Annotated in this window: 13 protein-coding genes; 11 read left to right on the top strand and 2 right to left on the bottom strand. The window is 34.2% G+C overall.

Features of this window, described 5'->3' with window-relative positions:
* Nucleotides 1-508: 508 nt before the first annotated feature.
* From DOK78_RS11490 to DOK78_RS11480, 3 genes are all read left to right on the top strand, one after another.
* Complete coding sequence (locus DOK78_RS11490; protein ID WP_207940223.1) at nucleotides 509-1585, top strand: hypothetical protein; 1077 nt, start codon at nucleotides 509-511, stop codon at nucleotides 1583-1585.
* The gene (locus tag DOK78_RS11485; RefSeq protein ID WP_207940224.1) at nucleotides 1582-2748 is read left to right on the top strand and encodes a nucleotidyltransferase; all 1167 of its coding nucleotides are present in this window, start codon (nucleotides 1582-1584) and stop codon (nucleotides 2746-2748) included. Before DOK78_RS11490 ends, DOK78_RS11485 begins: the two co-directional genes overlap by 4 nt.
* Before the next feature lie 99 nt (nucleotides 2749-2847).
* Complete coding sequence (locus tag DOK78_RS11480) at nucleotides 2848-3567, top strand: YebC/PmpR family DNA-binding transcriptional regulator (RefSeq protein ID WP_207940225.1); 720 nt, start codon at nucleotides 2848-2850, stop codon at nucleotides 3565-3567.
* Nucleotides 3568-3608: 41 nt separating this feature from the next.
* Here the strand turns inward: DOK78_RS11480 and DOK78_RS11475 are convergent, their stop codons facing one another.
* Nucleotides 3609-3938, bottom strand: coding sequence for a hypothetical protein (locus DOK78_RS11475; RefSeq protein ID WP_207940226.1), 330 nt, complete (start codon nucleotides 3936-3938; stop codon nucleotides 3609-3611).
* A 127-nt stretch (nucleotides 3939-4065) separates the two neighbouring features.
* On the opposite strand from DOK78_RS11475, the gene DOK78_RS11470 reads away from it, so the two are divergent.
* The 3 genes from DOK78_RS11470 (at nucleotide 4066) to cls (ending at nucleotide 6635) form a co-directional block, all read left to right on the top strand.
* Entirely contained in the window at nucleotides 4066-4236 is a 171-nt protein-coding gene (locus DOK78_RS11470; RefSeq protein ID WP_207940227.1) for a hypothetical protein, read from the top strand.
* Between the two features lie 132 nt (nucleotides 4237-4368).
* Nucleotides 4369-5010, top strand: coding sequence for a hypothetical protein (locus DOK78_RS11465; RefSeq protein WP_207940228.1), 642 nt, complete (start codon nucleotides 4369-4371; stop codon nucleotides 5008-5010).
* A 56-nt stretch (nucleotides 5011-5066) separates the two neighbouring features.
* Nucleotides 5067-6635 (top strand): cardiolipin synthase, encoded by a 1569-nt coding sequence (cls, locus tag DOK78_RS11460; RefSeq protein ID WP_243430409.1) that lies wholly within the window; start codon nucleotides 5067-5069, stop codon nucleotides 6633-6635.
* Between the two features lie 42 nt (nucleotides 6636-6677).
* Here cls and helD read toward each other — a convergent pair whose 3' ends face one another.
* Nucleotides 6678-8948 carry an RNA polymerase recycling motor HelD gene (helD, locus tag DOK78_RS11455; RefSeq protein ID WP_207940229.1) on the bottom strand — a complete coding sequence of 757 codons (2271 nt, stop codon included), beginning with the start codon at nucleotides 8946-8948 and terminating at the stop codon, nucleotides 6678-6680.
* Between the two features lie 100 nt (nucleotides 8949-9048).
* On the opposite strand from helD, the gene DOK78_RS11450 reads away from it, so the two are divergent.
* The 5 genes from DOK78_RS11450 (at nucleotide 9049) to DOK78_RS11430 (ending at nucleotide 14636) form a co-directional block, all read left to right on the top strand.
* Nucleotides 9049-9888, top strand: coding sequence for an aminoglycoside 6-adenylyltransferase (locus DOK78_RS11450; RefSeq protein WP_207940230.1), 840 nt, complete (start codon nucleotides 9049-9051; stop codon nucleotides 9886-9888).
* A gap of 14 nt (nucleotides 9889-9902) precedes the next feature.
* Nucleotides 9903-10427 (top strand): GNAT family N-acetyltransferase, encoded by a 525-nt coding sequence (locus DOK78_RS11445; RefSeq protein WP_207940231.1) that lies wholly within the window; start codon nucleotides 9903-9905, stop codon nucleotides 10425-10427.
* A gap of 212 nt (nucleotides 10428-10639) precedes the next feature.
* Nucleotides 10640-12499, top strand: coding sequence for an asparagine synthase (glutamine-hydrolyzing) (gene asnB, locus DOK78_RS11440; RefSeq protein ID WP_207940232.1), 1860 nt, complete (start codon nucleotides 10640-10642; stop codon nucleotides 12497-12499).
* Between the two features lie 136 nt (nucleotides 12500-12635).
* Entirely contained in the window at nucleotides 12636-13904 is a 1269-nt protein-coding gene (locus DOK78_RS11435) for a carboxylate--amine ligase (RefSeq protein WP_207940233.1), read from the top strand.
* 6 nt (nucleotides 13905-13910) lie between these two features.
* A complete protein-coding gene (locus DOK78_RS11430; RefSeq protein ID WP_207940234.1) occupies nucleotides 13911-14636 on the top strand; it encodes an aspartate/glutamate racemase family protein in 726 nt (241 codons plus the stop codon).
* Nucleotides 14637-14732: the final 96 nt, after the last annotated feature.

Genomic DNA, 14732 nt, shown 5'->3' with positions numbered 1-14732 from the left:
ATATAAATTGCTCACAGAATTTGAAGGATGAGTTAGAGTATAACAATATAAATTGTTTTATCGCTGTTGTTTATATGCTAAAATAATGATTATATTCTATACAATGAGTTGGATTAAAATAACGAGTTTGAAAAGCTTCTACTAGGTGTATGTTACAAATTTTATAAGGTGTGAACAGAAATATAGAATTAAATATTCCTGTTGTCGTTACAGTCTTCATGACTGCATGGATTGAAATACTTCTATAAATTTTTGCATACCACACCTCCTACGTTGCAGTCTTCATGATTGTATGATGAACTATGTAAATGCGATGTCTTATGTTTGTATTAAATTTTCATTGCTAAAATATATAATCTGCACATGAAAAATGCGATAGGTATTTTTGTCAGACTCAGTGAGTAATCTGAAAACGGCATTAAATTAGTAGTAGCATATTTTAAACTCCTTATGATGTAACAAGGAGTTTATTTGTATAGAGAAAAATAGTTAAAATAGGAGGAACATTATGAAAAAAATTTTCTCCACACTTGCATCACTTATCTTCGGAGGAACAATTGGTTTGTTTTTTGTTTGGTATACGATTATCTATCAGCAATGGGGAATATTTCAGTATTTAGTACTGATGTTTGCGGTTTGCTTCTTTTTTGTCATTCATCTTGTTATTCATGAGGTGGGACATTTAGTTTTTGGAAAGTTATCGGGTTATCAATTTAGTAGTATTCGTTTTTTTTCTATGGTGTTAACTAAAAACAAAGACGGAAAATTTTCTTTTCATCGTTTTAACGTTCCAGGAACTTTAGGGCAATGTTTGATGATTCCGCCAAAACAAGAAAAATTTGTGTTTAAATTATATTTATTGGGTGGAGGATTAGGCAATTTATCAATGAGCCTGCTAGCTTTGCTTATTTTGGGTGTTCATAATTCGTATGCTTTATTTTTTAGTTTAGTTGGTGTTTTTATGGCAGTAACAAATTTAATTCCTACAAGTTTTAATGATGGTATGAGTTACCGCTTAGCAAATTCTAGCAAAGAGCAAAGGGATTTATTATATCTTCAATTGCAAGTGAATTATCTGACTTCTTTAGGATATGCATATGATGAATTACCTGAAGATTACTTTCAACCTATTGCTAGTAATCCGAAGCATACATATTTTAATGATTGGCAGACATTTTTAATTGCTGGACGTTATTTAATTTATGGTGAATGGGAAGAATATCGTCAGTCCTTGGAATGCATTTGGCAAAATCAGGAGGATCTTATTTTACCTTATCGACTGGAATTGAAGAAAGAATTGCTTTTTGCATTATGCTTAACTAATCCAGATGATGAACGAATCACTGTTTTATGGAATGATAAGCAACTAAAACAAACGTTGAGACAACCATCTATTAGTCATCAACGATTGAAAGCTGTGTATACAAAATATGTTCTGAAAGATGATTACGCTGCGCAGGCGATGATGAAAGAAATTAAGCAAAAAAAATGGACGGCATTAAATCAAGGAGACCTTCAATCAGAATTGAAAGTCATTCATCAGCTTGAACAACATTTTTTGGTAGAAAAAGAGGCGAAAGAATGAAAGCATGTGGCATTATTGTTGAATACAATCCTTTTCATAATGGACATAATTACCATGCAAAAAAGGCTCGAGAACTATCAAAAGCTGATGTTGTCGTTGCAGTAATGAGTGGTAATTTTTTACAACGTGGAGAGCCAGCGGTTATTGATAAGTGGATGCGTGCCAATGAAGCCTTACAAAATGGCGTGGATTTGGTAGTGGAATTGCCCATTCAATGGTCGTTGCAGTCAGCTGATTATTTTGCGCGTGGGGGTATTTTACTGTTGCAAGCGTTAAAATGTGAAAGTTATTGCTTTGGTACAGATGCAGCTAGTGAATTTGATTATCAAGCATTTGGGAAATTTGTAAAGGAAAATCAGAAAACCATTAATCAAACTTTTCAGCAGTTAAGCAATCCAACAATGACCTATGCACAAACGATGACGGAAGTTTATCGAGAGCTTTATCCGCAATTATTATTAACAGGAGAGCAACCGAATCATGTTTTAGGATTAACTTATGCTCAAGAAAATGCACAGTATACGAATCCAATGAAAAGTATTCCTTTACCCAGAATTGGGGCAAGCTATCATTCAAAAGAAATTCACAATGAAATTGCAAGTGCTACAGCAATTCGTAAAGCGATAATTGAGGGCCTGTCGGTTGAACAAGTGGTCCCACAACAAACCACGAGTGATTTGCAGGCGTATCAAATCACTTGGAATAATTATTGGGAATTTCTTAAATATCGGATTATAATCAGTTCGGTTGATGAGCTAAGAGAGATTTATCAAATGGTTGAAGGATTGGAATACCGTTTGAAATCGTTAATTTATGAAGCAAACTCTTTTGAGGAATTTGTTCAAGCAGTAAAAACGAAGCGTTATACTCAAACGCGAATCCAACGTTTATTATGTTATGTTTTGCTAAATATTAAAACGAGCGATATTAAAGAAGCATGGGAAAGTAACTATTTACATGTGTTAGGTTTCACTGAAAATGGGCAACGTTATCTAAAAGAGAAAAAAGCGGTGATAGACTACCCAGTGCTTTCTAAAATTGGAAAAAAAGAAGAGCAAGCATACAAATTAACCGTTCGTAGTGATAAAGTCTATCAAATGGCAAATTCAGATGTATTAGAACAAAATTTTGGTAAATTTCCAATTCGTAATAATCCTATGTAAGAAAGTACTTCACAGAATCGCTTCTGCCAAGTATAATGATAAAGGATAAATTTCATCAAATATATGATGAAATGAAAAAATAGAAAGCGAAGTGAGATTATGGGTCGTAAATGGGCAAATATCGTAGCTAAAAAGACTGCGAAAGATGCAAACAATAGTAAAGTTTACGCTAAATTTGGGATTGAGATTTATGCAGCAGCGAAATCAGGTGATCCTGATCCTCACTCAAACCAAAAATTAAAATTTGTTATCGATCGTGCAAAGACATATAATGTACCAAAACATATTATTGATCGTGCAATTGAGAAAGCAAAAGGTTCAGGTGATGAACAATTTTCTGAATTACGTTATGAAGGCTTTGGGCCAAACGGTTCAATGGTGATTGTTGATACGTTGACAAATAACGTAAACCGAACTGCTGCAGATGTACGTGCTGCTTTTGGTAAAAATGGCGGAAATATGGGTGTCTCTGGTGCCGTTTCGTATATGTTTGATAACACAGCGTTATTTGGTTTTGAAGGAACGGATGCAGATGAAATTTTAGAATATCTAATGGATAAAGACATTGATGTTCGTGATGTGGAAGAAGATGATGGACAAATTATGGTTCATGGAGAACCAGAAGACTTCCATGCTATTCAAGAAGCTTTAAAAGAAAAAGGTATCGAAGAATTTAACATTGCTGAAATGGAAATGATTCCACAAAATGAAGTAATGTTAACTGGGGAAGACTTAGAGAAATTTGAAAAAATGATTGATGTATTGGATGATTTAGAAGATGTTCAAAAAATCTTCCACAACGTTGATTTAGGCGAATAAAAAAAGAAGTTGTTGAAGTAATCTCTTCAACAACTTCTTTTCTATTCTAAATTCTGCTCTGCTTTAAGAGCTTCGGCAGCATAATATTCTTTGACGGATAAACCATGAGGTAAAATAGTTACATCTGGGTAACCTTTTAAACTTTTTTCTTTATTTAAAGTGATGGATTCAATGAATTTTTCTGGTTGATGAATACGAACATGTTCTACCCATTTAAAACTATCAATGGGAATTTTAGGTTCTGGTCTTACCTGTTTCTTTGGAGTAGATTGTGTAGAAGCTTCGGCTTTTTTTATGACAGTTTCGGTTTCTGTCTGTTGGGAAACGGATGATTGCGCTTGGATATTTGGGATATGATTAGAAATTTTCAAAATAACTCACACTCCTTTTTTATAGTTATTACTGTTATCGGCTACTTTACAAAGAAATTTAGCTGAAATAGGCAAGAAATGCGTTTATTTTGATTGTTTGTTATAATAATAAAAAGGACGTGATTAGATGCCAAATCGATATGCAAAAAACTGGATGGAAGCTTCTAAAAATTTACGAACAGGCAAGAAAAAAGAGAGCCCATTTGGTAAAAAAAAGCTGACTGATAAAGAAAAACAAGCTCGAAATCGTAGCAGAGGATTTTTAATGGGAGCAATTCGAGAATTAAGGAAAAAATAATTAGTTAATGAGGATGAGGCGTAAAAACCTCATCCTTTTATAAGTGAATTTTGAAAATACAGTAGTTTGATGTTCGCATTATATGGTATGATAAGGAAAATGTGTTCTATTTATGTAACAGGGGGATGAGCAGTGGAGGACAAAATTGTGTTACAACCCTTTGATCGGATTTTAAGTGGCTATGATCGTTTATCTGAGGTTGCTGTCTCAATTGAAGATTGTGGAAAGCTTTATCGAAAATATGAGTCATTAGGAGTTCAAGGGTATCGGGTATGGAGTTATCAGGGAGCAAGCTATTTAAATTATTATTTACATTGTTCTGTTGATCGTGTGCCGACACTGATTTATAAAAATAAATATTTGATTCCATTGATTTTTCGCTCTTCTAAAGAGTCAGAAGCACTTTTTGATGCGCCTTATCGTATGGAAGGATTCTTTGCCTTGCTGGATTGGTTGGTTGAGCATCGACCACAGAAAGCGTTAATTGATTATGATAAAGAGAAAGAAAAAGAAATTCTTTATTGGGTAGTAGATAGCTCGTATATTGCGTTTCGTCTTTACGAAATTATAGAAGGTGCTGGTTTCCCATTAAGTCATTTCCGTTCAGCAGATGAATTTGAAGGTTGGAATCGAATTTATAGTTTAATCAATAGTGATAGAATCGGTCGTCATAGTCGGTCATTTGACCCAAGTAATCCTGAACAATTATCAGAACTACAAATGATTTTAAAGATAGTAAAATTAAAATATCCGAAGACAATGCTATTTGTGTAAAGAGAAGCTGAATATGTTCAGCTTTTTTCTTTGCGTAATAAAAGGAGGAAGAAAAAATGAACGAGTCGGACGAGCCGATTTATTTATTGAAAAAAGGGAAAAAGGGCTTGTTGCAACTGGTATTTAGCCGAGTGGGAATTGTCATTGTTGTTTTGCTTTTGCAAATTTTGATGCTACTAGCATTTTTTCAGTACGTTTCCACCAATTATGTACATGTTTTTTATGGTGGTGCAATTGTCGTAACTATTTTTGGATACATGTTTTTATTGAATAGTTCAAGTGATGGCAGTGTCAAATTAACTTGGATGATCTTGTTTACGGTGCTTCCGATTATTGGTATCTTTTTTTATTTTTATATGCGCTTAGAATTAGGACATCGTTTAGAAAAACGTCGCTTGATTCGTTTGAAAAATGAAAGTAATAATCTTATTCAAACTAGTTCAACGGTCAAAGAAAAAATCAAAACGGAAAAAGACTTGTTGGGTGTTGCGACTTTCTTATCGGGAACAGGTTCATACCCAGTCTATGAGAATTCTGAATTAGTGTATTTCCCAACAGGAGAAGATAAATTTTACGATTTATTAGAGGAATTAAAAAAAGCTGAATCATTTATCTTTTTAGAATATTTTATTGTTGGTGAAGGGAAGATGTGGGGAAAGATTCTCGAAGTCCTGATTGAAAAAGCAGCTGCAGGTGTGGAAGTTCGCTTTTTATATGATGGATTTAATGAGTTTTCTTTATTGCCACATAGTTACCCCAAAAAATTAGCTAAATTAGGAATCAAATGTAAAGTCTTTGCACCGCTGTATCCTTTTGTATCAACGGTTTATAATTTCAGAGACCATCGCAAAATCTGTGTGATTGATGGAAAGGTTGCGTATACTGGAGGCATTAATTTAGCAGATGAATATATTAATGAGGTCGAACGTTTTGGTTATTGGAAAGATACGGCGATTAAAGTAAAAGGCGAAGCAGTAGAGAGTTTTACATTGATGTTTTTACAAATGTGGGCAATGGATGATGGTGTGTTAGATTTTGAACATTGGTTACAGAGACCTCAGCCAGAAATTGAAAAATCAGGGTATGTTATTCCATATGGTGATGCGCCGTTAGACGATGATCGTGTGGGAGAATTTATTTATTTTGATATTTTAAATAAAGCAACAGAATATGTGCATATTATGACACCGTATCTAATTTTAGATGGTGAAATGGAGACAGCATTGCGTTTAGCAGCCAAACGAGGGGTAGATGTTAAAATTATCTTGCCACACATCCCAGATAAAAAATATGCCTTTGCATTAGCAAAAAGCCATTATAAAAGTTTATTACAAGCTGGTGTTAAAATTTATGAATTTACGCCAGGATTTATTCATGCAAAAGTTTTTGTTAGTGATGACAGAAAAGCTACTGTAGGGACAGTTAATCTAGATTATCGCAGTTTTTACCATCATTTTGAATGTGGATTATATATGGAAGATGTTGAGACATTAGCCGATATTGAACAGGATTTTCAAGAAACTTTAATTCAATCTCAAGAGGTAACTATGCAAGATGCGTTAAAAGAAAAAAGGTCTATCAAAGTTTTAGGGTGGATGTTAAAAGTTTTTGCACCATTAATGTAAAAAAAAACACTCAAGTTCAGCAAAATGAACTTGAGTGTTTTTTTAAATCAACTGATAAGTGGCTGAACTTGCATTAGCTAGTAAAGGACTGTCTCGTCCAATAGTCAGGAGAGATAATTCATGCATGGCACGTGTAGCAATGGTATATAAAACTAATTGGTCTTGTGTTGTTTGGAAATTTTTTCCAATATTCCAAGCAAAAACGCGGTCAAATTCTAATCCCTTTGCTAAGAAGGCTGGAATAATCATAATTGAACGTTTCATAAAATCTTCTTCAGAAATAATTAATTGAACTTTTGTTTGCATTTCTTCTGAAAGTTCAGCGTATAAAGCCTCACATTCTTCCGTTGTTTTACAAATAATTGCCGTACGCCAGCGCTGATTTTTATCTGTATCTTGTAATTCATTAGACAACCAAGCAAGACTTTCTGCATTTGTTACTTTTTTTACGAGGCGCGGTAAAGGTCCTCTTCTAGCGGTTGTTTTTACTTGATCTTCTTGAGATAAGAATTGATTAGCAAATTGTGTGATTTCTTCTGTTGAACGATAACTTGTCGTTAATTGATAACGAGTAACTGATTGTTCAGGGAAGAGCTGATCTAATGAATGTACGATAGTTTCATTTCCAAAAACTTTTTGATTCAAGTCACCACATAATGTCATACCTGCGCGAGGATATAGTTCGCGTAATAAAGCAACCTGTGCAGGTGGAAAGTCTTGCATTTCATCAATGAAAATGAAGCGAGCTTTTTGTTCGACATGTACAGGATACAAACGACGTAGTAGCAAAATAAATAATAAAGCATCTTCTTGTGTAAGTTGCTTATTTTTCAAATGTTGACGCGTTTGGTTGCTTGCCAGGACCCAATCTTCACTAGAAATAGCGGCTTTTTCTAATAATTTTGGTTGAATTTGTTTTAGAAAATGCAAATATTGTTTAGGAAAATTAATAAATTGGAAACGTTCTACTCCACGAGTTAATGCACGGAATTTTTTACGTACGATTTGACGACGGACTTTGTTAAACAGTTGACGTTCTTTTTCTTCGGAATCTTCCAAATTGGGATCATTTTCAAAAATCTCTTGCACTTTTTCTCGTGTCGCTTCTTTGACCCAATCTTTTTTTGCCTCATCTTTTTCTAACCCACCGATTTTTTTCAAAACTTTTGTTTGTAATAATTGTGTACGTTGATAAAGTGGCAATTGGTCATTTGTTTGTTGATACCATTGACGTAATTGTTCTTTGGTAATATATGTTTCACCTTTGATTTTTAAGTCACGGAACAATGGACCAAAAGGGGTAATCCCCTCGACGTAACGTGGAATTTGTTGCACTAGAGTCAAGCCATTTTTTAATTTTTCGACACGATCATTTGCACCAGTTAAAAATTGTTCTTCCTGTTGTTCTTCTTGAACAATTTCATAATTAGGCAATAAATTTTGTAAAAAGGAACGGAAAGTTCTTGTTGGTACTTCACTTTCACCTAAAGAAGGTAAGACCATCGCGATATAATCAGAAAAAAGATGGTTTGGTGAAAATAATAAGACCTGTTGATCATCCAACCATCTACGATTACGATAAAGGATAAAAGCAATCCGTTGTAATAAAGCAGATGTTTTCCCGCTACCTGCAATCCCTTCAATTAAGATAACTTTATTCGTAGTATCACGAATAATTTGATTTTGCGCTTTTTGAATGGTTGACACGATATTTTTCATTTGTGAAGAAGAAGCTTCATCTAGAATTTCTAATAAAAATTCATCATTAATGACTTCAGATGTATCAACCATTGAAAGCAAGTGTCCGTCTTGAATTTTAAATTGACGTTTTAATAATAAATCGACTTCAAATTCATCCGTGTCTGTTTGGTAAAAAGTGGTTCCAAGCTCGCCTTCATAATACAAATTAGCAATAGGCGCACGCCAATCGATGACAATAGTATTTTCTTTGTTGTCTCGCAAAGAAGCAATCCCTAAATACAAGGTTTCTTTGGCTTCGTTACCTTCTGTGAAATCAATCCGCGCAAAATAAGGACTGTTTGCCATAGTGGTTAATGTTTTAAGTCGTTTTTCTTGTGATTCTGCTGTTTTATAGCGGAGCATTAGTTCTTGCTCATGTTGTTGGTACTCTAACACTGATTCATAAAAGGCTTCTTCGGAACCAATATTGATTTTTTTATCGGAAATTTCTTTTAACTGTGAGTTTAAAGAATCTTCTAACGTTTCTTGTTGCTTTTTGATCATTTCTTGCTCATTGTGAATCACTTTAATGGTAGATTCGACCTGTTGTTGTTCTAGTAAACGTTCGTTCATACAGACAACCTCCTAAAAAATATAGCCATAAAATTATAGCATATAACGACTATCAATGGGACCAAAACGTGTTAAAATGAGAAGAAAAGGAGAGGGTTACTTGCGAAACGAAAAAGAAATGATGACATTGCTTTTAACTGTTGCAAAAAAATTAGGCGTAAAGGCCGTTGCACTTAGCGGATCACGTGCCAATCCTAAAGTACCTCGTGATTCATTTCAAGATTATGATATTGTTTATGTGGTAGAAAATAAAGACGAATTATTAGAAGACAGAGGCTGGTTGGCTTCTTTTGGTGAATTGTTAATCATGCAGACACCTGAAGAAATGACCTTGTTCCCACCAACCTTAGGGGAACGATTTACTTTCTTAATGTTATTCAAAGATGGCAATCGAATCGATTTAACCTTATGTCCTCTTTCCTCCGTCACACAATGGATGAGAGAAGAACCACTTTTCCAAATAATTTCTGACCCAGAAAATGTGTTACTTCCTGTACCAAAGCTAAGTGATGCAGTCTATTGGATAAAAGCACCTGATGAGGCGATGTTTCAAGACTGTTGTAATGAGTTCTGGTGGGTATCGACTTATGTAGTTAAAGGAGTAGCGCGTCAAGAAGAAGTGTATGCAATCGATCATTTGTATGGGATTTGTCAACAAGAATTGCTGCGATTATTAAGTTGGCAAGTTGTTTTGGAAAAGGGTGCGCTGAATATTGGGAAAAATTATAAATATTTGTTTACTCATTTAGCAAAAGCTGACCAAGAACGATTTCAATCGCTACTGGATTTTTCAAATGCTTCCACAATTACAGAGTCGCTTTTATTAACGCAAGCTTTTTTTCATGAACAAGCGCAAGGATATGCGGAAAAAACCACCTTTTATTATGATAAAAAAACGGCAGAAAATGTGATGGACTATACGAAAAATAACTTGCAATGAAAAGGAGTGAACGAATGTTAATTTTTAAACAACCTTCTATGGAGTATGCTAGTCAAATTGAACAGTACAAACAAGAATTTCAAAGAAGTAAGGATACCATCGACGGGAGTTCTTTTTTAGAACACATGCCTTCGATTGAGCAATGGCTAAATTTGTTGGAATTATTTCGTTCAAAAGCTACGGTTCCGGAGAATTATGCGCTATCTGAGACTTGGTTAGTCATTCGTCAAACAGATGATTGCTTAGTAGGAATGAGTAATCTACGGTTTGAATTAAGTAATGCCTATTTAAAAAATTTCGGTGGCCATATTGGTTATTCCGTACGACCAAGCGAACGAAAAAAAGGGTACGGAAAAATCATTTTAAACGAGACACTGAAGCAAGCGAAAACACGTGAGATTGATACAGTGCTTGTGACCTGTAACGATATAAATTATGCGTCTGCTAAAATTATTGAGGCCAATCAAGGTGTTTTAGCTGAGAAAGTAATAGATAGTTCTGATCAGATGTTAGTAAGACGATATTGGATAACGTTGTAAAAGGACAAGGAGATTGTCCTTTTTTTATTTATGTGCCTGTTTATATGGTATATTCATGAAATTTTCATTTTTTGTTTAAAAAAAACCAAATTTTTTGTATACTCCTAGACTATCTTGATTAGGTATTCTATACTATACTAGACTATTATTGTGGTCAAAGCGGGAAATTGATTATGAGATAGATAATTAAATATTTAGATAGGTGGATTTATATGTGCGGAATCGTTGGTTTTGTGACGAGCAAATACTCAATAGAAGAAAAAAAAGAACAAATTAGCCAAATGATGGATCGAATTATCCATCGTGGACCGGATAGTTCCGGTGAATTTGTAGATGAACACGTAGCGCTAGGTTTTAGACGTTTAAGTATCATTGATTTAAAAAGTGGCGATCAACCTATTTTTAATGAAGATAGAACAAAAGCGATTATTTTTAACGGAGAAATCTATAACTTCCAAGAATTAAGAAAAGAATTAGAAGCAAAAGGACACATTTTTACTACAAAAGCAGATACTGAAGTAATTTTACACGGATATGAAGAGTTTGGGACAGATATCGTTAAAAAATTACGTGGGATGTTTGCTTTTGCCATTTGGGACCGTGAAAAACAAGAATTATTTGGTGCCCGTGATCACTTTGGAATTAAACCTTATTACTACTATCAAGGTAATGAGACATTTATGTTTGGTTCTGAAATTAAAAGTTTCTTAGATCATCCGGATTTTGTCAAAGAAATCAATCCTCGAGCTTTGAAACCTTATATGACGTTTCAATATTCGGCCATTGATGAAACGTTTTTCAAAAATGTGTACCGTATTCCAGAAGGGCACTATTTCTTTGTGCGCAATGGTGAATTAGAAATGACGCAATACTGGGATGCACAATTCTCAGAAGAAGACATGACACTAGAACAAGCAATTGATTTAATTGATGAAGCCGTTCAAGAATCTGTTGCGGCACATTCAATTAGTGACGTAAAATTGGGTACGTTCTTATCAAGCGGTGTAGACTCAAGTTTTGTGACTTCCGTAAGTAAACCAAACTATACATTTTCGATTGGTTTCGGTGATAAGAGTTACAATGAATCGCATGAAGCGAAAAAGTTAACTGAGCGTTTAGGGTTACGTAATTTTTCAAAATTAGTTACTAGTGAAGAAGCTTTTGAAGCTTTTCCAAATATCCAATATCATTTGGACGAACCAGCATCAAATCCTTCATGTGTCCCATTATATTTCTTAGCAAAATTAGCTCGTGAACAAGTAACCGTTGTACTTTCAGGAGAAGGTGCCGATGAATTGTTTGCTGGATATACAGATTATGGGTTTGCGACAAAAGCAAAATCAGTGCGTGTTTTTGCCGAAAAATTGAAAAAATTACCGAAGAAATCACGTTACCGTTTAGCTCATACCATTAAAAAAATGCCAAACTTCAAAGGAAGCTTACATTTATATAAATCTTTAGCTCCAGCAGAAGATTTCTTTATTGGACAAGCCTTCGTTTTTGAAGAAGAAGAGGCAGATATCTACTTGCAACCGAATTTCCGTAAGAGTGAGACAGTACGTGAAATTGCTCAAAGACAATACGATAAAGTACCGGATCTACCAGAAGTGAAGAAAATGCAGTATTTAGATATTCATCAATGGATGCCGAAAGATATTTTATTAAAAGCAGATAAAATGACGATGGCACATTCTTTAGAAGCACGTACGCCATTATTAGACATTCGTATGATGGAATTAGCAGAACGTATTCCTGTGAAATATCTATTGAATGCTGAAAATACGAAATATGCTTTTAGAAAAGCGGCGAATCGTCATTTGCCAGATGAATGGGCAGATCGTGAAAAACTAGGTTTCCCTGTACCAATTAAAGATTGGTTGCATGAGGAAAAATTCTACAAAGAAGTGCGTGGTGTATTCGAAGCAGATTTTGTTCCTGAATTTTTCAATCAAGAAAAAATTCTTGATATGTTAGATAAAAATTATACGCAGGAAATTGATGCACGTCGTAAAATTTGGACAATTTATTCTTTCTTAGTTTGGTATAAAGTCTATTTTATTGACGAAAAATAAGAAAGAGATTGTCTTGTATTTCTTGATTTGTGTTATACTGATGAAGATATTATGCTGATTGTACTTACAATCGACGCAATCATAGCGATAAACAACATGAATCAGCTTGGGAAATTTTGAAGTATCTAATTCAAGAATGAATGAACGAAAGAATGTGATTTTAACAGTGAATGAAAAGATTAAGGAACAATTTCAACCTATTTTATTAGGTAGCGATATCAATGTTTATGGGATGGCGCGTTCCTTCTATGAAGAGTATGGAATTGTCTCAGAAGCCCATAGTGCTGCTTTCCTTTCTGCAACAAAGTACAGTAAAATCGTAAACGTACATGCGCACCAAGGTTTCAGTGAACCAGAAGGATTTATTCAAACAATGCGAGAATTGATGAAGCAATATGCGAATGATTCACGTAAATTGTTATTAGTTCCTTGTGGGGATGTCTACACTGAGTTAGTAACTCATTTTAAAGACGAATTATCTCAACGATTTATTTGTCCAACAGTAGATGCAAAAACGCAAGAAGTGTTATCAAATAAAGTTTCTTTTTATGAGACGTGTGAAACATATGGCTTGCCCTATCCAAAAACACTAATCATTACCAAAGAACTTTTCAAAGAAACACCATCAGTAAGCTTACCATTTGAATTTCCAGTAGCTTTAAAACCAGCAAACAGTGTGGAATATTTAGATATTGATTTCGAAGGTCGTAAAAAAGCTTTTATTATTGATACCCAAAAAGAACTCGATGACGTATTGGCTAAAATTTATCGTGCAGGATATACTTCAGAAATGATTTGCCAAGATTTTATTCCTGGAGATGATTCACGTATGCGTGTGTTAAACGCCTATGTGGATCAACAACATAACGTTCGCATGATGTGTTTGGGACATCCGTTGTTAGAGGATCCAACACCACAATCAGTTGGGAACTATGTTGCAATCATGCCGGATTACAATGAAGATATTTGTAAGAAAATCAAATCCTTTTTAGAAGAAATTAAGTATTCTGGTTTTGCAAACTTCGATATGAAATATGATGAACGTGATGGCGAATATAAATTATTTGAAATTAATTTGCGTCAAGGGCGTAGTAGTTTCTTTGTGACTTTAGGCGGATATAATTTAGCAAAATATTTAGTAGAAGATTATATTTTGGAGACGCCTTTTACAGAAACAGTTTACGGTAAAGGCGATAAATTATGGATTGGTGTACCAAAACGTATATTGAAAAAATATATTGCTGAAGGTCCTGATAAAGACGAAGCAATGAAATATTTAAAGAATAAGCAATATGGTTCAACCATTTTTTACAAAGAAGACATGAGTATCAAACGCTACTTACTTGTACAACATATATTTTACTCGTATTATGGACGATACAAAGAATACTTTAGAAAGAAATAGATGTGTATGAAAAATTTTTTTGCAATTTTAGGTGGAATGGGGACATTAGCAACAGAAAGCTTTGTCCATGTGTTAAATGAGCGTACGCCCAATCATTCAGATCAAGATTATTTGAACTATGTATTGATTAATCATGCAACCGTACCTGATCGAACAGCTTTTATTTTAGGAAAATCAGAAGAAAGTCCAGTTGCTGCTTTAAAAGAAGATATTCGTCAATATTCAGCTTTGGAACCACGCTTTTTTGTGCTCACGTGTAATACAGCGCATCATTTTTATGATGAATTAGTAAATGAAACGACTATTCCCTTATTGCATATGCCACGTCTAGCGGTTCAAGCGATTTTAAAGAAATTTTCTAATTTAAACCGCCCAATTCGTGTGGGTGTCTTAGCAACTGAAGGTACAATTCAATCAAAAGTCTATGAGAATGAATTGAATGCTTTTGAGAATATTGAGACAATCATACCTCAGCAAGAAATTCAACAACAAGTAACGAATCTGATTTATCGTGACATTAAAGAACAGAATTTTTTAAATGAAGAATTGTATTTCTCTATTTTAAATCAAATGATTGACGAGCAACAGTGTGATGTCGTCTTATTAGGGTGTACAGAACTTTCTTTAATGCAAGAAGCGACCCAAGATGAAACGCATCCGATTGTTGATGCACAGTCTGAATTGGTGGACGAAACAATCCGTTTAGCATTAGAATTTCGAGCAGATAGTTAATACTATCTGCTTTTTTTTTGTGAGATTGTGAATTAATTATAAAATCCGCTTGCCTTTTCATTGAATGCGTTTTATACTTTATTAGTGAATAAATAA

This window comes from Enterococcus sp. DIV2402 (assembly GCF_017426705.2).
Classification (GTDB): domain Bacteria; phylum Bacillota; class Bacilli; order Lactobacillales; family Enterococcaceae; genus Enterococcus_F; species Enterococcus_F lowellii.
Note: the sequence above shows the minus strand (reverse complement) of the source record. Positions and strands in the feature narration are given on the sequence as shown.

Excerpts from the sequence above, each read along its gene's own strand:
- DOK78_RS11490 (WP_207940223.1), top strand. The coding sequence starts at position 509 with ATGAAAAAAATTTTCTCCACACTTGCATCACTTATCTTCGGAGGAACA.
- DOK78_RS11485 (WP_207940224.1), top strand. The coding sequence starts at position 1,582 with ATGAAAGCATGTGGCATTATTGTTGAATACAATCCTTTTCATAATGGA.
- DOK78_RS11480 (WP_207940225.1), top strand. The coding sequence starts at position 2,848 with ATGGGTCGTAAATGGGCAAATATCGTAGCTAAAAAGACTGCGAAAGAT.
- DOK78_RS11470 (WP_207940227.1), top strand. The coding sequence starts at position 4,066 with ATGCCAAATCGATATGCAAAAAACTGGATGGAAGCTTCTAAAAATTTA.
- cls (WP_243430409.1), top strand. The coding sequence starts at position 5,067 with ATGAACGAGTCGGACGAGCCGATTTATTTATTGAAAAAAGGGAAAAAG.
- helD (WP_207940229.1), bottom strand. The coding sequence starts at position 8,948 with ATGAACGAACGTTTACTAGAACAACAACAGGTCGAATCTACCATTAAA.
- DOK78_RS11445 (WP_207940231.1), top strand. The coding sequence starts at position 9,903 with ATGTTAATTTTTAAACAACCTTCTATGGAGTATGCTAGTCAAATTGAA.
- asnB (WP_207940232.1), top strand. The coding sequence starts at position 10,640 with ATGTGCGGAATCGTTGGTTTTGTGACGAGCAAATACTCAATAGAAGAA.
- DOK78_RS11435 (WP_207940233.1), top strand. The coding sequence starts at position 12,636 with ATGAATGAACGAAAGAATGTGATTTTAACAGTGAATGAAAAGATTAAG.
- DOK78_RS11430 (WP_207940234.1), top strand. The coding sequence starts at position 13,911 with ATGAAAAATTTTTTTGCAATTTTAGGTGGAATGGGGACATTAGCAACA.